Raw genomic sequence first — 24,123 nt, forward strand, 5'->3', positions numbered from 1 at the left:
CTGCAATGCCAGAGAAGTGCAGGAATACCCTGTTAACCGGGTATTCCTACGAGCTCACCAGCCCGCGTAAGAACCCGTCAACTCGACCTTGCCGCCGGGCGTGGCGGTGACCTCACCGGCGGCCCAGGCGCGGATGTCGTAGCCGGCGAGGATGCGTACGGCCTCGTCGACGTCCTCGGGGTCGATCAGTGCGACCATGCCGACGCCGCAGTTGAGGGTCATCTCCAGGTCCTGCAGGGCCACGGAACCGGTGCGGCGGACGAGGTCGAAGACGGGCGCCGGGGTCCAGGTGGTGCGGTCGATGCGCGCGGAGAGCTCCGACGGCATGACCCGCTCCAGGTTGGCGGCGAGGCCGCCTCCGGTGACGTGGGACATGGCGTGGGTCCTGGTCCCGCGGGCCAGGTCCAGACATGCCTTGGCGTAGACGCGGGTCGGGGTGAGGAGCTCCTCGCCGAGCGTACGGCCGAACTCGGCGACCTGCGCGTCGAGCGTGTAGGCGCCGGAGTTGAGCAGCACGTGGCGGACCAGGGAGTAGCCGTTGGAGTGCAGGCCGGAGGCCCCCATGGCGAGGACGACGTCGCCTTCCTTGACCAGGTTCGCACCGAGCAGGTTGTCGGCCTCGACGACGCCCGTGGCAGCGCCGGCCACGTCGTACTCGTCGGCCCCGAGCAGCCCCGGGTGCTCAGCGGTCTCGCCGCCGACCAGCGCACAGCCGGCCTCGACACAGGCCTCCGCGATGCCCTTGACGATCGCCGCGACCCGCTCCGGGACGACCTTCCCGGTGGCGATGTAGTCGGTCATGAACAGCGGCTCGGCGCCGCAGACGACCAGGTCGTCGACGACCATGCCGACCAGGTCGAACCCGATCGTGTCGTGCTTGTCCAGCGCCTGCGCGATCGCGACCTTGGTGCCGACACCGTCGGTGGAGGTGGCCAGCAGCGGGCGCTCGTACGCCTTCAGGGCACTCGCGTCGAAGAGACCCGCGAAGCCACCGACCCCGCCGAGCACCTCGGGGCGCCGGGACTTCTCGATCCAGACCTTCATCAGATCCACGGCGCGGTCGCCGGCGTGGATGTCGACACCTGCTGCGGCGTACGCGTTCTGGCTCTGGCTCACTGGTGGATCTCCGATCACGGGTTGTTCAGGACCGGCAGGGCCTTGCCCTCGGTCGGGGACTGCAGCGAGACCTCGAGGAGGTGCTTGCCGAGCATGCTCTCGTCGGGCAGCTCTACGGGGTATTCGCCGGTGAAGCAGGCGGTGCAGAGCGAGGTGCGCTCCTGGCGGGTCGCCGAGATCATCCCGTCGAGGGAGATGTAACCGAGCGAGTCCGCACCGACGGAGGCGGCGATCTCGTCGACGGAGAGACCGTTGGCGATCAGCTCGGCGCGGGTGGCGAAGTCGATGCCGTAGAAGCACGGCCACTTGACGGGCGGCGACGAGATCCGCACGTGGACCTCCAGGGCGCCTGCCTCACGCAGCATCCGCACCTGGGCGCGCTGGGTGTTGCCACGCACGATCGAGTCGTCGACCACGACGACCTTCTTGCCGCGCACCATGTGCTCGAGCACGTTCAGCTTGAGCCGGATGCCGAGCTGGCGCAGGGTCTGGGAGGGCTGGATGAAGGTGCGCCCCACGTAGCCGTTCTTCACGAACGCCTGGCCGAAGGGCAGGCCGCTCTCCAGCGCGTAGCCAGTCGCGGCGGGGATGCCGGATTCGGGCACCGGGATGACCAGGTCGGCGTCGACGGGGAACTCGCGAGCCAGTTCGCGGCCCATCTCGACGCGGGACTCGTGGACGTTGCGGCCGGCGATGTTGGCGTCGGGGCGGGCCAGGTAGACGTACTCGAAGACGCAGCCCTTGCGGTCGGCCTCGGCGAACCGCACCGAGCGCAGGCCGGACTCGTCGATGATGATCATCTCGCCGGGCTCGACCTCGCGGACCACGCTCGCGCCGACGGTGGCCAGCGCGGCGTCCTCCGACGCGATCACCCAGCCGCGGTCGAGGCGGCCGAGGACCAGCGGACGGATGCCCTGCGGGTCACGCGCGGCGAACAGGGTGTCCTCGTTCATCCACACCAGCGAGAAGGCGCCGTTGATCGTCGGCAGCACCTCCAGCGCGCGCGCCTCCAGCGAGGAGTCGGGGTGGAAGGCGAGCAGCTCGGTGAGCAGCGAGGTGTCGTTGGTCGAGACCGGGGCGTGGCGGCCCTCGGAGTGCTCGGGCAGCGCCTCGACGGCCGAGCGCATCTCGGCGACGTTGATCAGGTTGCCGTTGTGGCCGAGGGCGACGGAGCCGTCCGGCGTCGGCTTGAAGATCGGCTGCGCGTTCTCCCACACCGAGGCTCCGGTGGTGGAGTAGCGGGCGTGGCCGATGGCGACGTGGCCCTTGAGCGACTCCAGGGTCGGCTCGTCGAAGACCTGGCTGACCAGGCCCATGTCCTTGTAGACCAGGATCTGACGCCCGTTGCTGACCGCGATGCCCGCCGACTCCTGGCCACGGTGCTGCAGCGCGTACAGGCCGAAGTACGTCAGCTTCGCGACGTCCTCGCCCGGCGCCCACACACCGAAGACACCGCAGTGGTCCTGGGGACCCTGGTCGTGGGGGTCGAGGGCGGCGGTGAGCCGGCCGTCGCCACCCTTGCGTCGGGACACGTGCCTACCTGAGCTGGTGAGGTTGACCACGGCATCGAGTGTAAGGGCGTACGCAGGCGATCACCGAACCCTTGACAGTCCTGTAAGGGTGGTCACATGAACGTCTCGGAATCATGAATGTAAAGAACGATCCACGTCTGCCCTACCGCCCGGGACCGACATCCCGGATAATCGATCCGATGACTTCTCCAGCGCCCAAGCCCGCCGGCGGGCACCGACTGACGGTGCCACCGGGATTCGCCCCACCACCGTTGGGCGGGAAACGCGCCAGAAGCGACCTCACCACGACGATGACCACGATCACGACCGATCTGGCCGAGATCGGTGGTCTGCTCACACCTGGTGAGGATCTCTCCGACCTCCAGCTGATCGCCGACAGCCTGACCGCGCTGGCGGGATTCGAGATGGCCACGATCAGCGTCGCGCGGGCCGACGGCCACCTCCACATGGTGGTCGTCTCCGGCCAGGACTCCGCCCGCGCGGACCTGCTCGGCACCGTGACCCCGATCGAGCGGCTCGAGGCCGAGCTCGCCCGGGCCGACGACTGGGGCATCTTCAAGTTCGTGCCGGCGGAGCGGCTGGACCCGACCGCGGACGTGTACGGCTGGATCCCGACGATGACGACGGTCGACGCCGCCGGCGCCTGGAACCCGCTCGACCTGCTGGTCGCGCCGCTGCGCGACGACGCCGGAAAGCTCCGCGGGACCCTGATCGTCGACGTACCGACCGACGGGCTGCGCCCCAACCCGGAGAAGCGCGCCGTGCTCGGCCGCCACGCGGTGCAGGCGCAGCGCGCCATCCTGCTCGCCCTGGAGCGTGAGGAGCTCTCCGAGCAGGTACGCCTCGCCGAGGCCGCCCGCGACGTGATCCGCCGCGCCGGGCGCGAGCTGGACCCCGACGAGATCCTCAACTCGCTGAGCACCGGGCTGGTCGACGTGCTCGACCTGACCGACTTCTGGCTGCACATGTCCAAGCCGGGGGGCCGCGGCATCCGCACCAAGGTCTACCGGGAGGACTTCAAGCTCCCGATCGAGGACCTGACCAGCCCGTTCATGGTCGACTACGGGCAATACCTCTGGGACCAACGCAGCATCACCGTGCAGACCCCCGACGGCGCCGAGCGGCTCCCCCACCCCGACCCGGAGACGCAGCAGCTGATCACCGAGTGGATCCGCCACTACAAGGTCGGCTCGATCGTCGGGGTCCCGATCGGCTCCGGCCAGACGTGGTACGGCGCGATGCTCCTCGGCCGCGGTCCCGACAAGCCCCACTGGAGCGAGCTCGAGCTGATCACGGCCGCCGACCTCGGCCGCGACTTCGGCCGTGTGGTCCACAACTCCAGGGCCTACCTGCGCCAGAAGGCGGCGGTCGACTCCCTGCGTGAGCTCGAGGCCCATAAGAGCCGGCTGATCGCGACGGTCGCCCACGAGCTGAAGAACCCGCTCTCCGCGTTCCGGTGGAACATCGAGTCGCTCCCCTACGCGGAGTCCGAGGAGGAGTACGCCGAGGTGCTGACCGCACTGACGCGCAACCGCGACCGCACCGAGAAGATCGTGGCCGACCTGGCGATGCTGTCGAAGGTCTCCGACCCCGACCACCTGCCGACCACGGTGCCGATCCAGGTCGCGCCCGTGCTCGAGGAGGTCCACAGCCAGCTCAGCGCCGAGATGCCCACCAGCGACGCCCACGAGCTCGTCTTCGAGATGCCGTCCGACGACGTCTACGTGACCCTGGCTCCGGGTGATCTGGACCGGGTCGTGATCAACCTGGTCACCAACGCGATCAAGTACAGCCCCGAGGGCGGTCAGGTCATCGTGAGCACGCGCACCAGCCCCGGCTGGTTCGAGCTCCGGGTGACCGACCACGGCCTCGGGATCTCGCCGGAGGACCAGGACCGGCTCTTCACCGAGTTCTTCCGCTCGACCAACCCCACAGCCCTCAAACAACCAGGCACCGGACTCGGTCTGACGATCGTGTCTCGAATCGTCAGTCGACGCGGCGGACTGATATCCGTCGACTCGACCCCTGGCGTGGGAAGCACATTCCGTGTGACGCTGCCCATTGTTTAACCTTACGCACCGGTAACGGGTTGCATTTCCATCTCGGCGGAGAACTCATGACCAGTACGCCCTCAGAGGGTCCGGACGCGCCAAGCGGCGCCTCCGAGGCGTACCCGAGCCCGGATCCCGGTCTGCAGCTGATCGCGGAGGGGGTCACCGAGCTCGTCGGCTTCGGCGCCGCCGTCATCAACATCCGCCGCGGGGACGAGTTCGAGATCGTCGCGGCGTACGGGGACGAGACCGGCCACACCGTCGAGGGCGAGATGACCGTCGCCGAGATGCTCGGCACCCGGTTCCCGGTTTCGGTGGTCACCGACCTGCTGGACATGTCCGTGGACTGGGGCGACATCAAGTTCGTCCCCCACGAGAAGAACACCATCGGCGAGGCGGAGGGCTACTGGGTCCCCGACACCGACGAGGACATCCTGAAGGACCCGCAGGACTGGCACCGGCTCGACGAGCTCCTGGCGCCCTTCTACGACGAGAACGGCGAGCTCGTCGGAGTGCTGTCGATCGACCGTCCGACCAACGGCCGCCGGCCAGGCCGGCGCCAGCAGCGGATCCTCAACCGGTTCGCCCGCCAGGCGCGGCGAGCGGTGCTGCTGAGCCTGCAGCGCGAGTACCTCGAGGAGCGGGCCAACAACCTGATCGAGGCCCAGAGCTTCCTGCGCGAGGCCAACTCCCAGCTCGGTCTCACCGGGGTGCTCGAGGCCACCCAGGAGGCGATGAGCCGCGGTCTCGACGCCGACGGTCTCTACGTGCAGGCCCAGGACGGCGAGGGCGGGTCCGTGGCGTACGCCTCGCCCGGCCTGGGTTGGACCGCCACCGAGAGCAACATCGCGGCCGGTCAGGCCTACCAGAGCACCCGGCTGTGGAACCAGGGCCAGCACGCCATCGTCAACCGCGAGCTGCTCCTCCAAGCGCTGCATCACGGTGGTGCCGAGCGAAGGAAGTTCGCCAAGATCGGCATCGAGTTCCTCGATGCCGTCGGGGCCGACTCGCTCCTGGTCGTGCCGATCGGTGTGGAGACCACGGCGCTGGGTCATCTCGTGCTGGTGCGCGGCTCGGGCAGGCCGCGCTGGACCGACGCCGAGGGGCGCCTCGCGATGGAGTTCGGTCGCGACTTCGGGCGCATCGTGCTCACCTCCAACGCCTACACCCAGGAGCGTGACCTCGCCCAGCGACTGGCCACCGCCGACAAGGTGCACAGCCGGCTCATCGAGGCCGTCGCGCAGGAGCTGCACAACCCGCTGACCGCCCTCACCACCGGCATCGACGCGATGCGTCACGAGGACCGCGGATCGCCGACCTGGTTCCAGCAGGTCGGCAACCTGATCAGCCGGTCCGACCAGCTGGTCGCGATGGTCGACGACCTGCTGCTGTTCTCCCGCTTTTCCGACCCCTCCTCGCGGCCGACCCTGACCTACGTCGACCTGACCTCTCTCCTGCAGGAGATCTACGAGCAGAGGACGTACGAGTCGGAGAAGCGTGGCATCGAGGTGAGCATCGACGTGCCCTCGCGCAGCGTCCAGGTGCTGGGCGACCGCAGCGAGATCAAGGCGGCGATCCTCCGGCTGGTCGACAACGCGCTGGTCTACACCCACCGCGGCGGCCACGTGCGGCTCTACATCGTGGAGAGCGCCAGCGAGGCGGCCATCTCGGTGACCGACAACGGCGTCGGCATCCCCGCGGCGGAGCAGATCCAGGTCTTCACCGAGTTCTACCGCGGCTCCAGCCAGGCGATCGGCGGCCGGAAGGGCGTCGGCCTCGGGCTCAGCATCGTCGACCGGGTCGCGCGCCGCCATGACGGCCGCGTCACGCTGCGCTCGGAGCCCGGCACCGGCACCCGCGTCTCCCTAGTCCTTCCGTTGGCCAACGACGCCACCTCGCTTGGTTAACCAAACGTCACAATCTGGTCGAGACGGACGCCTACGGCTGCACAGCGCGCGCGTTTCGTGCAACACTCCGTGGTGCCCAGGTCCTCAGGACTGCCACGCAGTTGCAACACCCTCCCTGACCGACCTACCCGAGAGCAAGGATGCCCCCACCACAGTCAGTCGATGCCCTCGACGTGCCTGCGAGCACGCCGAGCAGGACGTCGCTGCCGGTGGCGGATCCCGCGCTCCAGATGATCTCCGAAGGCATCTGCGAGCTGCTCGGCTTCGGCATCTCCGCGATCAACGTCGTCCGTGGTGACGAGCTCGAGGTGGTCGCGGTCCACGGCTTCACCAGCGGCCTGAACGCACACGGGCGGCGGCAGACGGCCGAGGAGATCCTCGGCACCCGGTGGGCCCTCTCCGACCTGCGTGACAACCTCTCCCGCGGCGAGAACTGGGGCTCTTGGCGGTTCATCCCCCAGGAGCGGGTGAACCTTCACGAGGGCAGCTGGGTCTCCACCACCAACATGATCGACGCCCCCGACGCGTGGCACCCCCACGACATGCTGATCGCGCCGATCCTCGGTGACGACGGCTCCATCCAGGGCTGCCTCTCGGTGGACATGCCGGTCAGCGGGCGCCGACCCGACTTCACCCAGCGCCGGGTGCTCAACCGGTTCGCCAAGCGCGCCCAGCGGGTCGTGCGGGGCTACCTCGAGCGCGAGCGGCTCTACGAACGCGCAGCGAACCTCGAGACCGCCAAGGAGTTCCTGCGCGACGCCAGCTCCAAGCTCAGCCTCGCCGACGTGCTCGACGCCAGCCACGACGCGTTGATCCGCGGCCTGGGCGCCGACGGGATCTGGATGGCGACCAAAGGTCCCCACAACGAGATGGTCGTGCACGCCACCCCGGGCCTCAGCTGGGACCCCGACCCGGGCCTGGCCGCGCTCACCTCGCGGAACACTTCCCGCTACTGGGCGGATGGCACCTACTCGATCCTGTGCCGCGAGCGGATCACGGACTCCTCGGAGTGGAACGAGCAGGCCAGCGTCGTCAACAAGTTCTTCGAGACCCTGGGAGCGGGGAGCGCCCTGGTCGTACCGGTCGGCGCCGACCACGAGTGGCTCGGCCACATCGTCCTGCTCCGTTCGCCCGGTCGGCCCACCTGGACCGACGCGGAGGGCCGGCTGGCGATGGAGCTGGGCCGCGACTTCGGACGCATCGTGCTCACCGCCAACGCCTACACGCAGGAGCGCGACCTCGCCCAGCAGCTCGCCCGCGCCGATCGCGAGCGCAACCGGCTGATCGAGGCCGTGGCCCGCGAGCTCCGGATCCCGGTGAACGCGCTCGGCACCTCGCTCAATGCGCTGGCCGGCGAGCAGGCCAACACCCTGCCGTGGATCGTCCAGGTGGAGACGCTGACCGTACGCAGCGCCCAGATCGAGGGCATCGTCAGCGACCTCCTCCTCCTGTCCCGGATCCGCGACCCAGCCAACGCCCCCGGCGAGACCACGATCGAGGTCTCCGAGATGCTCGACGACGTGCTCGACGAGCTCGATCCCGACGCGGCGCAGAAGGACATCGAGTGCGTCCTGACGACCCCGACGGGACCTGCGTACGTCGTCGGTGACCCGCGCGAGCTGCGCGCGGCCTTCCTGCACCTGGTGAAGAACGCGCTGACCTACAGCTACCGCGGCTCGCGGGTGCAGGTGATGCTCTACAGCGCCGGCAGCGAGGTCACGATCATCGTCGCCGACGCCGGTGTCGGCATCGCCTACGAGGAGCAGCCGGAGGTCTTCGACCCGTTCTACCGAGGCTCCAACTCCGCGCTGGGTGGTTCGCGCGGAGCTGGGCTCGGGTTGACGCTGGTCGAGCAGATCACCAGGCGCCACCACGGGTTGGTCGAGCTCGACTCACGCCCTGGTGAGGGCACCCGGGTGGCGCTGACGCTGCCTGGGAGCTAAGAGGCGCCCAGCTTCTGGAGCAGCAGCGCCTCGGCGACGACGACCCTCCGGAACTCGGCGAGGTGGAGCCCCTCGTTGGCGCCGTGGGCGCGGGTGTCGGGGTCCTCGACGCCGGTGACGAGCACCGATGCCTGCGGGAAGGCCTCGAGGAACTCCGCGATGAACGGGATCGAGCCGCCCACGCCCATGTCAATCGGGGCGGTGCCGTCCCAGGCCTCGGTGAAGGCGGCACGGGCCGCGTCGTAGGCCGGGCCGGTCGCGTCCAGGGCGATCGGCTCACCGGTGTCGACGACCTTGGTGGTCAGCTCCGCGCCCCACGGGACGTGCTTCTCCAGGTGCTGGGTGAGGGCGGCGACGGCGTTCTCACCGGTGTCGCCGGGGGCGATCCGAATGGTGACCTTGGCGCGCGCGGTCGGGGACAGCGTGTTGGAGGCGCCGTCGACCTTCGGAGCGTCCAGGCCGGTGATCGTGATCGCCGGCTGCGTCCACATCCGCTCGACGGCGCTGCCCTTGCCGACCCACTGCAGGCCGGCGAGAGCCCCGGACTCGGCACGGAGCCGCTCCTCGGGGTAGTCGACGTCGGCTGCCGGACCGGATACGAGCCCCTCCACCGCGGGAGCGCCGTCCTCGTCCCAGAGGCTGTTGAGGAGGCGTACGAGGGCCATGATCGCGTCGGGAGCCAAGCCGCCCCACATGCCGGAGTGGACCGCGTGACCCAGGGTGCGGAGCTCGACGTCGACGCGGATCAGACCGCGCAGCGACGTCGTCAGTGCCGGGACGCCGATGTCCCAGTTGCCGGAGTCGGCGATGACGATGACGTCGGCCCTCAGCTTGTCCTGGTACTTCCCGAGCAGCTCGGGGAGCGTCGCGGAGGCGACCTCCTCCTCGCCCTCGATGAAGAGGCGCACGGTGACGGGGAGCTCACCGTTCTCGTCGAGGCTGGCAAGCGCCCGGACGGCGCCGATGTGGGCCGCGATGCCGGCCTTGTCGTCGGCCGCACCGCGTCCGTAGAGCCGGTCGCCGACCTCGGTGGGCACGAACGGCGGGGTGTCCCAGTCGGCGTGGTCGTTCTCCGGCTGGACGTCGTGGTGGGCGTAGAGCAGCACCGTCGGGGCACCCTCGGGGCCCTTCTTCTCACCGACGATGGCCGGCGGGGCGCCGTCGAAGGCACGCACGATCTCCACGTCGAAGCCCTCGGCCGCGAAGAGGTCGCGGGTCTTCTCCGCGCTCTTCTCGACCTCGCTCAGGCGCTCGGGGTCCGCGCTGACCGACTCGATCCGCACCAGGTCCTCGAGGTCCTTGCGGATCCCGGGGAAGAGGTCGTCTACACGGGCCTTGATGTCTTCGGTGGAGTGGCTCATAGGGTGAGATTACAAGGGCAGGTAAGCAGACAGGTCGGTGCGTTCTCCTGAAGCCCTGACCCGGGCCTGATCGACGGCATCGGACCAGGTCATCGCCCCGGTGGCGAGGGCGATCCAGGTGACCGCGTCGGTCTCGATCACCGCCGGCGGAGTGCCGCGGGTGTGCCTGACCCCTTCGACGCACTGCACCGCGGCGTACGGCGGGACGCGCACCTCGACGCTCCTGCCCGGCGCACGCTCCTCGAGCACGGCGAGGAAGTGCTTGGTGAGGAGGCGGAGATCTGCCTTGGCGGGCTCCTCGGCGCGTACGCGATCCAGGGCATCGGCCACGTCGGCGGCCGCCGCGGGCTTGAGTCGAGCTGGCACGTCCTCACCCTATCTGCGGCAGTTGCCCACCTCGGCGGCGCACGGCCACTACGCTCCGTTGACGTGGGACTGGAGAGACTCGAGTCGGAGATGGTGCTGACGACCGTCGAGACGCTGCACGGACGGATCGCGGCACGCTTCCCCGACCGGGGCCTGGTGAAGGTCGCCGAGGAGCTGGCCGGCCTGATCAGGGAGTCCTCCGGCGTCGGGGACCGGCTCCGGCAACGGTTGGTGTGGACGCGTGCGGTCTCCCGCGTGCTCATCCTGGCCGTCTTCGCGCTGACGCTGGCCGCCATCATCTGGGGCCTCGCGACGGCGTTCGGCGACGAGACGCTCACCGGCGTCCAGTGGCTGCCGCTGATGGAGAGCACCGTCAACGACCTCATCTTCGCCGCGGTGGCGGTCTTCTTCCTCTACACGATCCCGGAGCGGCTGCTGCGGTCGCGGGCGCTGAAGCTTCTGCACCGGCTGCGCTCGCTGGCCCACATCATCGACATGCACCAGCTCACCAAGGACCCCGAGCGGTTGCGTACCGGGTTCACGCCGACCCCGGCCAGCGTCCGGCTCACCCTCGACGCCGACGAGCTGATCCACTACCTGGAGTACTGCTCCGAATTGCTCAGCCTCGTCGGCAAGACGGCCGCACTGTGTGCCGAGGACTCCCAGGACAACGTCGTCCTGGACACGGTCAGCACCGTCGAGGGCCTCACCGTCGACCTCTCCCGCAAGATCTGGCAGAAGATCCAGGTCGTCGGCGAGCTGCGTGAGGACCAGTCCTCCTCATCTGTTTAGGTCCGTTGTATGAGTTCACGGACGGAATGGTCGATCCTCGCGGTCGACACCGGCTCCGGTGAGACCCTCGTCGAGTCCGCCCCGGCCCTGCTGCTGCCGACTGCCAGCGTCGCCAAGATCTTCCTGCTGCACCACCTCGCCGAGCTGCTCGACGAGGACCCGTCGCTGGGAGAGCTGATGCTGCGCAAGGACGGCGTCGCGCCGGTCGCCGACAGCGGCCTGTGGCAATATCTCGACGCCCCCGCGCTGACCATGACCGACTGCGCCCGGCTGGTCGGCGCGGTCTCGGACAACCTGGCCACCAACGTGCTCCTCGACCACGTCGGTCTCGCTCCGGTCCAGGCCGTCGCGCGGCGGCTGGCCGCGGGCGGGTCGATGCTGAACGACTCGGTCCGGGACGTACGCAGGCCCGAGGACCCGCCGATGCTCTCCATCGGCTGTGCCGCCGACTGGGTCGCCTACTTCCGTACGCCGCACCCGACCGTCATGTCCTGGCTGGCGCCATCAACGGACCTGTCGATGGTCTCCGCGGCCTTCGGCCTGGATCCGCTGGCCCACGCCGATCCTTCCCCTACAGATCTGGGCGACCTGCGGGTGTGGAGCAAGACCGGCACCGACGACGGTGTCCGCGCCGAGGTCGGGCTGCTCGACGTCGGCGGCCGGCAGGCGGCGTACGCGGTCATCTGCCGTTTCCAGGGGGAGGTCATCCCGGTGCTGGCTCAGATGCGGGCGTACGGCACGCTGATCCTGGATGCGTTGCAGGGCGGCTACGCTCCAGGTCCCGGTCCGGCACGGTAGGAGATCAGTTGTTCAGCATCGACCTCGGGAACGGCGCGGAGATGGTCCTGCGTGACCGATCGACCGACTTCGCCGTCCACAAGCTCATCAACACCAACCTCGACCACCTCCGCGAATGGGAGCCGTGGGCTCACGGGCAGCAGACCATGCTCAGCGTCGCCGGGTTCGGCACCTACCTGCTGGACCAGTGGGTCAAGGGCGAGGCGGTCCCGTGCGTCATCCGCCAGGACGGCCAGGTCGCCGGCGCCACGACCGCGCGGATCAACCTCTACGAGAAGTCGGCCACGATCGGCTACTGGCTGGGCGAGGCGTACGAGGGCCGTGGCCTGATCACCCGGGCCGTCTCGGCGCTGCTGGACACCCTCTTCAACGAGTACGACATCGCCCGGGCGATCATCGACACCTCGGTCATGAACAAGCGCAGCCGTGCGGTCGCCGAGCGTCTCGGCTTCACCCACGAGGGCACCATGCGCGGCGCACAGGCCTATCCGGGCGAGCGCCGGGACCTGGTGGTCTACGGGCTCCTGCGCGAGGAGTGGCTGGCCCGATCAGGACGTGACGGCGCCTGAGCGGACGAACCGCTCCCCCACCCGCTTGACCAGCTCGGCCAGCTCGGCGGGCTGCTCGACCGTGAAGTCGGCCTCGACGCCGGCGAGGATCATCATCGGCCAGCTCAGATCGTCGACCTGCATCCGCAGCCGGCAGCCACCCTCGGCGGGCTCGACCTCGCCCCAGCGCCCCACCCGACGCGCTACCACGTCGGGCTCGACGCCGAAGAGGACGCAGACGTCGAAGGCCGCCGGACGGGAGCGGATCCCCGCCTGCACGTACGCCGCCGCGTCCCCGCCCGGGATCTCGCGGGGGCGGAACATCTGGCCGGTGGTCATGGGGTCGCTGACCCGGTCGACGCGGAAGGAGCGCCAGTCCTGGCGCACCCGGTCGTAGGCGAGGAGATACCAGCGGTTGCCGAGCGTCACCAACCGGTGGGGCTCGACGCGGCGCTGGGTCGGCTCGGCCTCGGGCGCCCGATAGGTGAAGGTGAGCGCCTCGTCGTCGCGGCAGGCCTGCGCCAGGATCCCGAGCACGCCGGCGTCCAGCGGCACCCGGCCGCCCCAGGGGATGGAGTCGGTCTGCGAGGTGACCGCGTCCATCCGCCGCCGCAGCCGCGGCGGCATCAGCGCGACGACCTTCCCCAGCGCCTGGGCGGAGATGTCCCCCATCCCCGCGACCATGCCGGCGGCCGCGGTGCGCAGCCCGACGGCGATCGCGACCGCCTCCTCGTCGTCGAGCAGCAACGGCGGCAGCGCGTTGCCGGCCCGGAGCTGGTAGCCGCCGGCCACCCCTCGCGTGGCGTCCACGTCATAGCCGAGATCGCGCAGCCGCTCGATGTCGCGCCGCAGCGTACGGTCGCTGACCTCGAGGCGTACGGACAGCTCCGTGCCGGGCCAGAAACGGTGGGTCTGCAGCAGGGAGAGGAGCTGCAGCATCCGGGCGCTCGTGCTCATGAAACCGACCTTAGGCGCCATTGCGGTCAGTTCGTGGCCTGATTCCTGGTGGAACCTGTTGGATCGAGCCCGCACGTCGGTCGGCTCGCCCCCTCCTCGAGCCGACCGACGCCGCGCTACCCCTCTCTTACCCACTCGCCGGGCTTCTAAACCGGATCCGGGAAGAAAGTTTCGAAAGCGGACAGAAGCTGACCGGATGAGGTCAGAGGCTGAAGACATGACGAACCACAGCAACCAGCGGCCGGTGATCCGCACTCAGGCGCTGACCAGGCACTTCACCCGAAGCAAGAAGACCGTCGAGGCCGTACGCGGGCTCGATCTCGAGATCCACCAAGGTGAGCTCGTCGCCTTCCTCGGTCCCAACGGAGCGGGCAAGTCGACCACCTTGCGGATGCTGACCACCCTCATCCCGCCCACCTCGGGCACCGCCGAGGTCGCCGGCCACGACGTCGTCCGCTCACGCGGCGCCGTCCGGCGCTCGATCGGCTACGTCGGCCAGGGCAACGCCGCCGCGTTCATCCAGCGCGGCCGCGATGAGCTGATGTCCCAGGCTCGCGCCCACGGCATCCCGAGAGCCGCCGCGAAGGCGCGCATCGAGGAGCTGCTCGTGGCCTTCGACCTCCAGGAGTACGCCGACCGCCCGGTCCAGACGCTCAGCGGGGGCCAGCGGCGGCGGCTCGACATCGCGATCGGGCTGCTCAACCACCCCGAGGTGCTGTTCCTGGACGAGCCGTCGACCGGCCTCGATCCGCAGAACCGCGCCAACCTGCAGGAGCAGATCCGCCGCCTCCACGAGGACGGCACCACGATCGTGCTCACCACCCACTACCTCGAGGAGGCCGACGCGCTCGCCGGACGGGTGATCGTCATCGACCACGGCGTGGTGATCGCCGACGACACCGCCACCCGGCTCAAGGAGAGGCTCGGCGACCTGGTGCTCCTCGGCTTCGGGACCGAGGCGGACGCCACGGCCGCCGCGGCCCGCGCCGAGTCGGCACTGTCCGGTCCGACCGTCATCGAGCGCACCGGGACGCAGCTCTCGATCCGCTCGCCGCGCGGCGCCGACAACGCGCCGGCGATGGCCATCGACCTGGCCGCCCACGGCACCCCCGCGATCCGCATGGAGGTCCACACCCCCACCCTCGACGACGTCTTCCTCGACCTGACCGGCCGCAGCCTGCGCGAGTCGGCCCAGTCCACCTCCCAGTCCGCCACCACCCAGACCGAAGGAGCAGCAGCATGACCACCCTCACCGTCCCGACCGCACAGGTCCGGAGCACCACCCGAGTGCCGAGCCGCCCGACCGGCTTCCTCACCGACACCGGGACCGTGCTGCTCCGCGAGCTCACGCCCAAGCTGCGCCAGCCCGCCTCGATGCTCTTCGCGATGATGCAGCCGCTGGTCTTCCTGGGTCTCTTCGCGCCGCTCCTGCCCGCCGTCGAGAGCGGGAGCGCGCTGCAGTGGTTCGTGCCGGGCATCGTCGTCATGACCGCGCTGATGGGCGCCTCGATGACCGGCGCGGACCTGACCGCCGAGATCCGCTCCGGCTCCCACGAGCGGCTGCTCGTCTCGCCCCTCTCCCGGCCGTCCCTCCTGGTCGGGCGGGCCCTGAAGGAGGTCGTGCCGGTGCTGTTCCAGACGGCCGTCATCCTCGCCGTGGTGACCCCGTTCAGCTTCGACCTCCACCTCGGCGGGGTCCTGGTCGGAGCCGTCATCGTCTCGCTCTTCGCGATCGGCCTCGGTGCGCTCAGCTTCGCCCTGGCCACCGCCGCGAAGGAGCAGGACTGGGTCTTCTGGACGGTCCAGCAGATGCTGATCTTCCCGCTGCTGCTCCTCTCCGGCGTCCTTCTCCCCCTCGACGGCGCCCCCGGCTGGCTGCGGTTCCTCAGCGACATCAACCCGATGACGTACGTCGTCGAGGCCGAGCGGGCGCTCTTCGCCGGTCAGTTCCCGGCCGATGTCGTCATCGGCGGTTTCATCGCGGCCGCTGCCGTCGCGGCGGGCGGGGTGCTCGTCGGCGTACGGACGATGGAGAGGTCGAGCTGAAGTCGGGCCGAAACCCCCTTGATCTCAAGTTCACTTTAGCTTCCACACTGGACGCATGACACCCCGACTCCGCACGGCCCCGAGCCCGACAACGATCGTGCTCACCGTCATCGCCGGCACGGTGATGATCCCGATCGACATCACGATCGTCGCGGTCGCGATCGCCCGTCTCTCCCAGGAGACGGGCGCTTCGCTGCCGGTGATCCAATGGGTCGCCACCGGCTACACGCTCGCTCTGGCAACGGTCATCCCGGCCGCGGCCTGGGCGATCAGCCGGTTCGGCGCCCGCCAGGTCTTCCTGACCGCGATCGGCGTCTTCACGATCGGATCCGGCCTGGTCGCGGCCTCGTGGAACGTCGAGTCGCTGATCGCGTTCCGGGTGCTGCAGGGGCTGGGCGGCGGCTTCGTCATGCCGGCCGCGATGACCCTGACGCTGCGCTCGGCGCCGCCCGAGGAGCGTGGCCGGCTGATGGCCCTGATGGGTCTGCCGGTGCTGGTCGGCCCCGTCTTCGGACCGGTGCTCGGCGGCTGGCTGCTCGACACGATGTCGTGGCGGTGGATGTTCCTGATCAACCTGCCGCTGGGCCTGATCGGCCTCGTCCTCGGGATGCGCAACCTGCCGCGCCTGGAGCGCGGTCCGAGCGCCCGCCTGGACGTACGCGGCCTGCTCCTGCTTCCGCCCGCGATGGCGCTGCTCGTGCTGGGCACCTCGTTCGCCGAGGGCACGCTGTTCGAGGCGCAGGTGCTGGTCCCGATCGGGGCCGGGATCGTCCTGGTGGCGCTCTTCGTCCGGCACGCGCTCCGCGCCGCCGCTCCCCTGCTCGACATCCGGCTCCTCGGCCGTCGCCTGACCGGCGGTAGCGCCGCACTGCTGGTCTGCTTCGCCGGCGGCTACTTCGGGTCGATGATCCTGGTGCCGCTCTACTGGCAGGTCGTACGCGGCGAGTCCGCGACCACCGCAGGACTGCTGATGGCTCCCGCCGGCATCGCGGCCGGGATCATGATCCAGGTCTCCGGCCGACTCATCGACCGCTTCCCGCCGCTGCCGGTGATCGGCTCGGGCATCGTGATCTCCACCCTGGGCTTCGGTGCCCTGGCGCTCCAGCTGAGCGCGGACGCGCCGATGCTGGCCCTGGCCACGACCCACGCCATCGCGACCGCGGGCGCCGGGTTCGTGATGCTGCCGACCATGACCATCGCCACCCGCTACCTCGAGGACAGCGCCATCCCGGCCGGCTCGACGATGATCAACGTGCTGAACCAGGTCGCCACCGCCCTGTGCACCGCCGGCGTCTCGGTTCTCCTGGCCGCTGCACTCTCGTCCCGTCTTCCCGGACTGGGCAGCGATGGCATCGGAGCGCTCAGCTCCCTCGCTCCCGCCGAGCGAGCAGCCGTCGCGCCGCTGGCCGCCGAGGCCCTGCAGGTCGCGTTCTGGCTGCCGGTCACGATGATGGCGATCTCGGGCGTGGTCGCGTTCCTCGTCTTCCGGCGTACGCCGTCGGCTCGGAGCGTCTCCATCGACAGCCCGCGGCCTGTCGCCGCCGCGGTCGGCGACTAGGTCCTACCAGGGGCGGCGGTCGCCGGGATACCGGTCGGGGCCGCCCGGGTTGGGGCGACCAGGATTCGGGTAACCCGGGTTGGGGTGACCCGGACCGGGTCCGGCGGGATGGACCTGGCCCCGATAGACCGGTCCGCCGCCGGGGTACGGCCCGACGGGCCGGACGTGCCGAGGGCCCTGCGGGTCAGGCCGGGGTGGTTCGCGGCGCCGGCGCCGGGCCAGGAGCAGAGCGATGAGCAGCCCCAGACCCGACAGCGCGAGCATCCCGACGGCGATCTCGACATAGCCGATCCCGAAGAGCCCGCTCGAGCCAGGAGTCGGACCGCCGGAGGCGTCGGTGAACGTCACCGGGCCCGCCGTCTCCGAGTCGCCCACGGGCGCGACCGAGGAAGACTCCGACTCGGAGTGTGACGCCGAGGGCGACGTCGACGGCGACGCGGAAACGGACGCGGAGGGCGTACGCGACGGGGTCGGCGAAGCCGTCGCCGACTTCTTGGGCTTCGCGGTCTGCCGAGGAGTCGGTGCCTTGGTCTCCGTCGGGGTGGTCGGCGCCGGCGCGGTAATGGCCTTCGGCTTCTCGGTCGGCCGCACGCCCGGCGGGTACTTCGCGAAGACCTGGACGCCCCAGCTGGTGCCGTCGACCTTCACGAAGGCGATCCCGATGTGGGTGTAGTCGCCCAGGATGTTGGCCCGGTGCCCGTCGGAGTTCATCCAGCCCCGATGCATCTCCGCGCCGGTCGGGTAGCCCATGGCGACGTTCTCCCCGACCCCCTGCCACCCCTCCGGCACCTGCTCGGCGAGGTCGGGGTTGTGCGAGAGCGCCCGGTCGGCGGCGATCTTGTAGGCCCACTTCCGCGCCAGACCGTCGAGGGCGGAGTCGCGCGTCAGCGGGTCCAGGCCAGCGTCAGCACGAGCGGAGTTCGCCAGCCGCTTGATCGTTCCACCCTCCCCCGCGGACGCCGGACCAGCGCTGACGAGCAGCGCGGCAACCGCCAGCAGAAGGGCGAGGACATAGGACGCGGGGCGATGCAGGTGGGGGAACATCCCCGCCAGGGTATCTACCTTTACTTGGGAGTGCTGCGTCCCGTGTGGCGCTCGATGTGGGCAGCGATCCCCGCCATCAGCAGGCCCTGCCCGAAGGCCGACGGGTCGTCGGAGTCGGACTCCTCGCCCGGCCCAGCGGGCCGCCAGGTGGCCATCGACTCCATCAGGTTCGGGAAACGCTCCGGATCCGCGTACGTCACGAGCATCTCCTCGAACCTCGCATAGGGGTTCTCCGGGAACCGGGCGGCCTCGATCTCGATCCTCGCCTCACCCAAGGCGTACTGCGAGATGATGCCCAGAATCGCCATCTTCTCCTCGGGGGGCAGCGTCACCTCGCGGAGGTAGTAGAACCCGAGATCGATCCAGGCGAGGCGGTTCGGCCCGGGAAGCGTGCCGACGAGAGGCAGATCGAGGAACCACGGCCGACTCAGCGACAGGTCGACCTGCGCGCGCATCCAGGCTGCCAGACCATCGCGCCAGCCCAGGTCGCGCGACGGCGCCGGCAGCTCCGCACAGAGACGGTCGGCGAGCAGGATGAGCAGCTCATCCTTGTTCTTCACGTGCCGATACAGCGCCATCGGGGAGCGGCCCAGCGCCTCGGCGACCCGCGCCATCGAGACAGCGGCGAGGCCCTGCTCATCAGCGATGACGTAGGCGGCCTCGACGATCTGGGCAACGCTCAGCGCCGGCTTGGGGCCGCGTCGGCCGGGCGGGGACTTGCCCCACAGACGAGGGATCAGGTCGGAACTCATCCCCTCCATCATGCCCTGCTCCCTCCAGAAACGGGTTGACCGCGTCTCGCTTCTGCGTACGCTATAAACTGTTAATCACGTACGCTATTAGATCGGACAGCTGATGAGCACTTCGCAACGACCTCTGGCACGCCAGTGGTGGGTCTTCCCGCTGGCCGCCGCGACGGTGATCTTCCTGGTGACGGCGCTGCCGCGGTACGTCGGGCTGGATCCGTCGCAGTCGCTCGTCGAGACCGACCGCGGGCCGGTGTTCTACCCGGCGCTGGTGACACACATCTTCTTCGGCTCGGTGATGCTCTGCTGCGGCGTACTCCAGCTGTGGCCGTGGCTGCGCGCGAACCATCCGACGGTGCACCGCTGGACCGGGCGCACCTATGTCGTCACTGCGATCCCCACCGGCGTGGGGGCGCTGGTCACCAGCCAGTTCCCCGCCGCCGGACCGTCCCAACAGGTCGGCAACACCTTCTTGGCCGTGCTGTTTCTGCTGTTCACCGTGCAGGGCTACCGGGCCGTGCGGCAGCGGCGGTTCAAGGACCACCGGGAGTGGATGTACCGCAGCTATGCGATGGCGTTCTCGATCGTCGCCAACCGCTTCTGGAATGTGGTCCTGCTCATGATCTACGTGCCGGAGGCCATGACCGGCAACGACATCGGCCTCGATGACCCCACCCTCGCCAGCGCCGCCTCGGCCTCAGCGTGGGTCAGCTGGGTCGTGAACCTGCTGATCGCCGAGTGGATCATCCACCGCAAGCCGCGCCGGCGACGCACCGATCAGGCCAGCGCGTCCCGCAGGGTCGAGCGCCAGACGCCGGTGAGCTCCTCGAGCGGGATCTCGACGCTGCCGCCGTCGTAGGAGATCGAGTACGCAGCACCACCCGTCACACCGAGCTGCGTCGCCGCGACCCCGTGGCGCTCGGCCAGCGAGGTGAGCCGCTCGACGTCGGCGGCCTTCACGGTGACGACCGCGCGGGCGACCGACTCCGAGAAGAGCGCGACGAACGGGTCGCCGGCGAGCGTGACCGAGACGCCGATCCCCGACGACATCGCCGGCTCGGCCAGCGCCTGCATCAGGCCACCGTCGGAGAGGTCGTGGGCGGAGGTGACGAACCGCGCCTCCAGCAGCAGCTCGCCGAGCGCCTTCTCGGCCGCCAGGTTCACCTTGGGCGGCAGCCCGCCGAGGTGGCCGTGCACGACGTGGGCCCACTCCGAGCCGGAGAGCTCCTCGTGGGTCTCACCGAGCAGGACGACGACCTCGTCGGCCGCCTGGAAGTCCGAAGGCGTACGCGTGGTGACGTCCTCGATCACACCGAGCGTCGCGACCACCGGCGTGGGGTGGATGGCGGTCTCGCCGGTCTGGTTGTAGAGGGAGACGTTGCCGCCGGTGACCGGGATGCCGAGCTCGAGGCAGGCGTCCTTCAGGCCGCGGGTGGCCTCGGCGAACTGCCACATCACGTCGGGGTCCTCCGGGGAGCCGAAGTTGAGGCAGTCGGAGATGGCCAGCGGCTTGGCGCCGACGGAGGCCACGTTGCGGTAGGACTCGGAGAGCGCGAGCTGGGCACCGGCGTAGGGGTCCAGCTTGGCGAAGCGCCCGTTGGCGTCGGTGGCGAGCGCGACACCGAGGTTGGTCGACTCGTCGACGCGGATCATGCCGCCGTCGGCAGGCTGGGAGAGGACGGTGTTGCCGCGCACGTAGCGGTCGTACTGCTCGGTGATCCAGGACTTGTCGCACAGGTTCTCCGAGGCGACGAGCTTCAGGATGGTCTCGCGGAGCTCGTCGGCAGAAGCCGCGCGCGGGAGCTTCTCGGCCACGTCGGCCTGCAGCGCGTCCTGCCACGCCGGGCGGGCGTAGGGGCGCTGGTAGACGGGGCCGTCGTGGGCGACGGTGCGCGGGTCGACGTCGACGATCGGCTCGCCGTGCCAGTCGACGCGGAGCCGGCCCTCGCCGGTGACGGTGCCGATCGTGGCGGCCTCGACGTCCCACTTGTCGCAGATGGCCATGAAGGTGGCCTCGTCCTCGGGCGCGATGACGGCCATCATCCGCTCCTGGGACTCGCTCATCAGGATCTCCTCCGGCGCGAGCGTCGAGTCGCGCAGCGGGACCTTGGTCAGTTCGACGTGCATGCCGCCGTCACCGGCAGCGGCGAGCTCGGAGGTGGCACACGAGATGCCGGCCGCACCGAAGTCCTGGATGCCGCGGACGATGCCGGCGGCGAAGAGCTCGAGGGTGCACTCGATCAGCAGCTTCTCCATGAACGGGTCGCCGACCTGAACGCTCGGGCGCTTCGCCGGACCGTCCTCGTCGAACTCGACGCTGGCGAGGATCGAGGCGCCGCCGATGCCGTCGCCACCGGTGCGCGCGCCGTACATGATCACCAGGTTGCCGGCGCCCGACGCCTTGGCGAGGTGGAGGTCCTCGTGACGCAGTACGCCGACGCAGAGCGCGTTGACCAGCGGGTTGCCGAGGTAGGAGGCGTCGAAGACGGCCTCACCACCGATGTTGGGCAGACCGAGGCAGTTGCCGTAGTGACCGATGCCGGACACGATCCCGGGCAGCACCCGATGGGTGTCCTCCTCGGACAGCGGTCCGAAGCGGAGCGGGTCCATGACGGCGACCGGCCGCGCGCCCATCGCGAGGATGTCGCGGACGATGCCGCCGACGCCGGTCGCGGCGCCCTGGTGGGGCTCGACGTAGGAGGGGTGGTTGTGGGACTCGACCTTGAAGGTGACCGCGTAGCCCTGCCCGACGTCGAGCACGCCCGCGTTCTCACCGATGCCGGCGAGCATCTTGCCGGCCGGGGTCTCCTGCGGGATCTCGCCGAACTGCTTCAGGTGCACCTTGGAGGACTTGTAGGAGCAGTGCTCCGACCACATCACCGAGTACATCGCCAGCTCCGCGCCGGTCGGCCGGCGGCCGAGGATGCGCTTGATCTCGGCGTACTCGTCCTCCTTCAGGCCGAGCTCGGCCCAGGGCTGCTCGCGGTCGGGGTCACCGGCAGCGTGGTGCACGGTGTCCAGGAGCGGAAGATCGGACGCAACGGCAGCGGACGAAGTCTCGGTCACGGGCAGAAATCTACGTCAGAAGTGCCCAATCCCCTTAGTCGTCAGCGGGGCAGCCCGCGCCACTCGCGCAGGTCGCGGATCTCACCGAACTCGTGGAGCGCCTGCCGAGCCACCTCGCCGTCCCCGGCGTAGGCGGCGACGCTCCAGCCGTGACCCTCCACCATCTCGGCGGTGACCCAGGAGGCCTCGCCGTGCGGGGTGGGCAACCGGCGCGGGCGCCAGAACAGCGACATCGCGCCGTCGAGGCGCTGCTCGATCATCGGGGTCGAGCCGATGGCGGCGTACTTCCTCTGGCCGGTCCGCCACTCGCTCCAGTAGGCGTAGTGGAGGTAGACCTGGGAGCCGCGCCAGGACATCGAGCACTCCACGAAGAGGTCGCGCGCCTCGGTCTCACCAGGGGCGCACTCAGCGCTCCGGGCAGCGTCCTCGTAGCCCGGGAAGACCCACTTCATGCCGTCCGTGCCGCGCGGGTCCGGGCACCGGGTCAGGGAACCGGAGCCGTTGCCGTCCCAGCAGACGTAGGGCGTGTTGACCTGCCTGGTGGTCGAGCTGACCTGGTCGGCGACCGCGAACGGCCCGATCACCTCGCCGCCGTGAGCGACATGGATGATCCCGGCGACCGTGAGCGCGAGCATGACCGTGATCGCGAAGAGGACCGGCGTCACCCGATCGCGTCGCTGCTGCACAGGCCCCCACCCCCTTGGCGATCCGTTCCTTTACCAAGGTAACGCCGCCAGGCGGGTTTGGTTAGGGCCCATATGTAACGGGACCAACGTCCTGTCGCGTCCACCAGCCGAGACCTCTGCCCACCGACTGAACCACGACCTAGTCTTCTATTCGTAGTTATTCACTAAAGAAAGGCTATACGGTGTCCTCCCCCAGCACGTTCAGCCGACGCAGCCTGCTCGCCACCGGGGCGGGCGCGGTCGCCGCCACCGGCCTCGCCACCCCCGCCAACGCAGCCGCCGAGGTCCCGTTCAAGGCGCGTAAGGTCAACCGGCCCAAGCGCAAGCCCAACCTCCTGGTCATCTTGGGCGACGACCTCGGCTGGGCCGATCTGTCCGCCTACGGCTCCCCTGACATCAAGACGCCCAACCTGGACCGGCTCGCGGCCTCGGGCGTGCGGTTCACCGATGCGTACTCCGCCTCCTCGGTCTGCTCCCCCACCCGTTTCGGCCTCTACACCGGGCGCTACCCCGGTCGCCTCGCCGGCGGGCTGCCGGAGCCGATCGCGTCCCCCAACGAGCTACACGGGATCCCGCTCGACCACCCGACGCTGGCCTCGCTGCTCAAGGACCAGGGCTACGCGACAGCGCTCTTCGGCAAGTGGCACTGCGGATTCCTGCCCTGGTACAGCCCGACCCGGGTCGGCTGGGACGAGTTCTTCGGCAACTTCTCCGGCGGGATCGACTACTTCTCGAAGTTCAGCCACAACGGGGCGTACGACCTCTACGAGGACGAGGTGGAGGTCGAGGACCTTCGCTACTACACCGAGATCGTCACCGAGAAGGCCGTCGGCTTCATCGAGCGCGACCACGACGCCCCCTGGCTCCTCAACCTCAACTTCACCACCCCGCACTGGCCCTGGGAGGGACCCGAGGACAAGGCGGTGAGCGATGAGCTGACCGCCCGGATCGAGGGCGGTGAGAAGGGCGTGCTCTTCCACAACGACGGCGGCTCGCTGGCGACGTACAAGACCATGGTCGAGGACCTCGACCAGTCGATCGGCCAGGTCCTCCGGGCGCTCGAGCGCACCGGCCAGCTCCGCGACACCGTCGTCTTCTTCGCCAGCGACAACGGCGGCGAGCGGTTCTCCAACGTGTGGCCGTTCACCGGAGCGAAGTCGAGCCTCAACGAGGGCGGCATCCGGGTGCCCACCATCCTGAGCTGGCCCGGCACCCTGCCCGGCCGCCAGGTCAGCGACGAGCCGGCGGTCACGACCGACTGGACCGCGACCTTCCTGGAGCTCGCCGGCGCGACGCCGTCGCCGGAGTATCCGCTGGACGGCACCAGCCTGGTGCCGCTCCTCTTCGGCGGCCGGCCGCGCGAGACCCAAGACCTCTTCTGGCGCATGCGCGGACAGCGGGCGCTGCGCCGGGGCTCGCTGAAGTACCTGCAGCTCGACGGCACCGACCACCTCTACGACCTGAGCGAGGACGTACGCGAGCAGGCTGACCTGGCCCGGAAGCGGCCCGAGGATCTGGCGGAGCTCCGTGCGGCCTGGGAGAAGATCGACGAGACCCTGCTGGCGTACTCCTGACGTACGCCTGGCGAGTCCACTGGTAACTAAGT

20 protein-coding genes are annotated in these 24,123 nt (G+C 69.7%); 11 read left to right on the forward strand and 9 right to left on the reverse strand.

The genetic code is table 11. The annotated features are described in order from the left end of the window. Positions 1-54 precede the first annotated feature (54 nt). Both purM and purF read right to left on the reverse strand, forming a co-directional pair. Complete coding sequence (gene purM / locus ACFX43_RS08470) at positions 55-1,116, reverse strand: phosphoribosylformylglycinamidine cyclo-ligase (RefSeq protein WP_378819392.1); 1,062 nt, start codon at positions 1,114-1,116, stop codon at positions 55-57. 14 nt (positions 1,117-1,130) lie between these two features. Continuing rightward, positions 1,131-2,648: an amidophosphoribosyltransferase gene (gene purF, locus ACFX43_RS08475; protein ID WP_350661121.1), complete on the reverse strand. Its 1,518-nt coding sequence runs from the start codon at positions 2,646-2,648 to the stop codon at positions 1,131-1,133. A 179-nt stretch (positions 2,649-2,827) separates the two neighbouring features. On the opposite strand from purF, the gene ACFX43_RS08480 reads away from it, so the two are divergent. From ACFX43_RS08480 to ACFX43_RS08490, 3 genes are all read left to right on the forward strand, one after another. Continuing rightward, positions 2,828-4,717, forward strand: a complete 1,890-nt coding sequence (locus tag ACFX43_RS08480; RefSeq protein WP_378819395.1) for an ATP-binding protein — start codon at positions 2,828-2,830, stop codon at positions 4,715-4,717. Positions 4,718-4,764: 47 nt separating this feature from the next. Continuing rightward, positions 4,765-6,606 (forward strand): ATP-binding protein, encoded by a 1,842-nt coding sequence (locus ACFX43_RS08485; protein WP_378819397.1) that lies wholly within the window; start codon positions 4,765-4,767, stop codon positions 6,604-6,606. A gap of 173 nt (positions 6,607-6,779) precedes the next feature. Then, positions 6,780-8,549, forward strand: coding sequence for a sensor histidine kinase (locus tag ACFX43_RS08490; protein ID WP_378819399.1), 1,770 nt, complete (start codon positions 6,780-6,782; stop codon positions 8,547-8,549). Here ACFX43_RS08490 and ACFX43_RS08495 read toward each other — a convergent pair. Both ACFX43_RS08495 and ACFX43_RS08500 read right to left on the reverse strand, forming a co-directional pair. Then, on the reverse strand, positions 8,546-9,910 hold the full coding sequence (locus ACFX43_RS08495; RefSeq protein WP_378819402.1) for a dipeptidase: 1,365 nt from the start codon (positions 9,908-9,910) through the stop codon (positions 8,546-8,548). The two genes, ACFX43_RS08490 and ACFX43_RS08495, sit on opposite strands and share 4 nt — an antisense overlap. 9 nt (positions 9,911-9,919) lie before the next feature. Beyond that, positions 9,920-10,276, reverse strand: coding sequence for a sterol carrier family protein (locus tag ACFX43_RS08500; protein ID WP_378819404.1), 357 nt, complete (start codon positions 10,274-10,276; stop codon positions 9,920-9,922). A gap of 63 nt (positions 10,277-10,339) precedes the next feature. Between ACFX43_RS08500 and ACFX43_RS08505 the strand changes: the two genes are divergently transcribed. Genes ACFX43_RS08505 through ACFX43_RS08515 form a run of 3 tightly spaced genes read left to right on the forward strand, consistent with a single transcriptional unit; the run spans position 10,340 to position 12,435 of the window. Then, complete coding sequence (locus ACFX43_RS08505) at positions 10,340-11,068, forward strand: hypothetical protein (RefSeq protein WP_378819406.1); 729 nt, start codon at positions 10,340-10,342, stop codon at positions 11,066-11,068. 9 nt (positions 11,069-11,077) lie between these two features. Further along, positions 11,078-11,866 (forward strand): serine hydrolase, encoded by a 789-nt coding sequence (locus tag ACFX43_RS08510; RefSeq protein WP_378819409.1) that lies wholly within the window; start codon positions 11,078-11,080, stop codon positions 11,864-11,866. An 8-nt stretch (positions 11,867-11,874) separates the two neighbouring features. Further along, on the forward strand, positions 11,875-12,435 hold the full coding sequence (locus tag ACFX43_RS08515) for a GNAT family N-acetyltransferase (protein ID WP_378819411.1): 561 nt from the start codon (positions 11,875-11,877) through the stop codon (positions 12,433-12,435). Here the strand turns inward: ACFX43_RS08515 and ACFX43_RS08520 are convergent. Then, positions 12,415-13,371: a helix-turn-helix transcriptional regulator gene (locus tag ACFX43_RS08520; protein WP_378819413.1), complete on the reverse strand. Its 957-nt coding sequence runs from the start codon at positions 13,369-13,371 to the stop codon at positions 12,415-12,417. The two genes, ACFX43_RS08515 and ACFX43_RS08520, sit on opposite strands and share 21 nt — an antisense overlap. A 217-nt stretch (positions 13,372-13,588) precedes the next feature. Here ACFX43_RS08520 and ACFX43_RS08525 point away from each other — a divergent pair, with 217 nt between their 5' ends. From ACFX43_RS08525 to ACFX43_RS08535, 3 genes are read left to right on the forward strand one after another with little or no spacing between them, the layout of a single operon-like run. Next, the gene (locus ACFX43_RS08525) at positions 13,589-14,614 is read left to right on the forward strand and encodes an ATP-binding cassette domain-containing protein (RefSeq protein ID WP_378819416.1); all 1,026 of its coding nucleotides are present in this window, start codon (positions 13,589-13,591) and stop codon (positions 14,612-14,614) included. After that, complete coding sequence (locus ACFX43_RS08530; RefSeq protein WP_378819419.1) at positions 14,611-15,417, forward strand: ABC transporter permease; 807 nt, start codon at positions 14,611-14,613, stop codon at positions 15,415-15,417. The genes ACFX43_RS08525 and ACFX43_RS08530 overlap by 4 nt, the downstream gene beginning before the upstream one ends. A 55-nt stretch (positions 15,418-15,472) precedes the next feature. Then, positions 15,473-16,975, forward strand: a complete 1,503-nt coding sequence (locus ACFX43_RS08535; protein WP_378819422.1) for a DHA2 family efflux MFS transporter permease subunit — start codon at positions 15,473-15,475, stop codon at positions 16,973-16,975. A gap of 3 nt (positions 16,976-16,978) precedes the next feature. On the opposite strand, the gene ACFX43_RS08540 is transcribed toward ACFX43_RS08535, so the two are convergent. Both ACFX43_RS08540 and ACFX43_RS08545 read right to left on the reverse strand, forming a co-directional pair. Then, a complete protein-coding gene (locus ACFX43_RS08540; protein WP_378819424.1) occupies positions 16,979-18,019 on the reverse strand; it encodes a CAP domain-containing protein in 1,041 nt (346 codons plus the stop codon). Between the two features lie 20 nt (positions 18,020-18,039). Next, positions 18,040-18,771 carry a TetR/AcrR family transcriptional regulator gene (locus tag ACFX43_RS08545; protein WP_378819427.1) on the reverse strand — a complete coding sequence of 244 codons (732 nt, stop codon included), beginning with the start codon at positions 18,769-18,771 and terminating at the stop codon, positions 18,040-18,042. A 103-nt stretch (positions 18,772-18,874) separates the two neighbouring features. On the opposite strand from ACFX43_RS08545, the gene ACFX43_RS08550 reads away from it, so the two are divergent. After that, positions 18,875-19,624 carry a DUF2306 domain-containing protein gene (locus ACFX43_RS08550; RefSeq protein WP_378819430.1) on the forward strand — a complete coding sequence of 250 codons (750 nt, stop codon included), beginning with the start codon at positions 18,875-18,877 and terminating at the stop codon, positions 19,622-19,624. On the opposite strand, the gene purL is transcribed toward ACFX43_RS08550, so the two are convergent. Both purL and ACFX43_RS08560 read right to left on the reverse strand, forming a co-directional pair. Then, entirely contained in the window at positions 19,543-21,831 is a 2,289-nt protein-coding gene (gene purL, locus ACFX43_RS08555) for a phosphoribosylformylglycinamidine synthase subunit PurL (RefSeq protein WP_378819433.1), read from the reverse strand. The genes ACFX43_RS08550 and purL overlap by 82 nt on opposite strands. 41 nt (positions 21,832-21,872) lie before the next feature. Continuing rightward, a complete protein-coding gene (locus ACFX43_RS08560; protein WP_378819436.1) occupies positions 21,873-22,517 on the reverse strand; it encodes a hypothetical protein in 645 nt (214 codons plus the stop codon). A 182-nt stretch (positions 22,518-22,699) separates the two neighbouring features. Here ACFX43_RS08560 and ACFX43_RS08565 point away from each other — a divergent pair, with 182 nt between their 5' ends. Continuing rightward, positions 22,700-24,091: a sulfatase-like hydrolase/transferase gene (locus ACFX43_RS08565; protein ID WP_378819439.1), complete on the forward strand. Its 1,392-nt coding sequence runs from the start codon at positions 22,700-22,702 to the stop codon at positions 24,089-24,091. Positions 24,092-24,123 lie beyond the last annotated feature (32 nt).

Source organism: Nocardioides sp. YIM B13467 (assembly GCF_042788075.1).
Taxonomy (GTDB): Bacteria; Actinomycetota; Actinomycetes; order Propionibacteriales; family Nocardioidaceae; genus Nocardioides.

What these genes read in the sequence shown, in the direction of transcription:
- ACFX43_RS08540 (WP_378819424.1), bottom strand. Translation starts at nt 18,019, where the DNA reads ATGTTCCCCCACCTGCATCGCCCCGCGTCCTATGTCCTCGCCCTTCTG.
- ACFX43_RS08480 (WP_378819395.1), top strand. Translation starts at nt 2,828, where the DNA reads ATGACTTCTCCAGCGCCCAAGCCCGCCGGCGGGCACCGACTGACGGTG.
- ACFX43_RS08535 (WP_378819422.1), top strand. Translation starts at nt 15,473, where the DNA reads ATGACACCCCGACTCCGCACGGCCCCGAGCCCGACAACGATCGTGCTC.
- ACFX43_RS08525 (WP_378819416.1), top strand. Translation starts at nt 13,589, where the DNA reads ATGACGAACCACAGCAACCAGCGGCCGGTGATCCGCACTCAGGCGCTG.
- ACFX43_RS08485 (WP_378819397.1), top strand. Translation starts at nt 4,765, where the DNA reads ATGACCAGTACGCCCTCAGAGGGTCCGGACGCGCCAAGCGGCGCCTCC.
- ACFX43_RS08510 (WP_378819409.1), top strand. Translation starts at nt 11,078, where the DNA reads ATGAGTTCACGGACGGAATGGTCGATCCTCGCGGTCGACACCGGCTCC.
- ACFX43_RS08520 (WP_378819413.1), bottom strand. Translation starts at nt 13,371, where the DNA reads ATGAGCACGAGCGCCCGGATGCTGCAGCTCCTCTCCCTGCTGCAGACC.
- ACFX43_RS08495 (WP_378819402.1), bottom strand. Translation starts at nt 9,910, where the DNA reads ATGAGCCACTCCACCGAAGACATCAAGGCCCGTGTAGACGACCTCTTC.
- ACFX43_RS08530 (WP_378819419.1), top strand. Translation starts at nt 14,611, where the DNA reads ATGACCACCCTCACCGTCCCGACCGCACAGGTCCGGAGCACCACCCGA.
- ACFX43_RS08545 (WP_378819427.1), bottom strand. Translation starts at nt 18,771, where the DNA reads ATGAGTTCCGACCTGATCCCTCGTCTGTGGGGCAAGTCCCCGCCCGGC.
- ACFX43_RS08550 (WP_378819430.1), top strand. Translation starts at nt 18,875, where the DNA reads ATGAGCACTTCGCAACGACCTCTGGCACGCCAGTGGTGGGTCTTCCCG.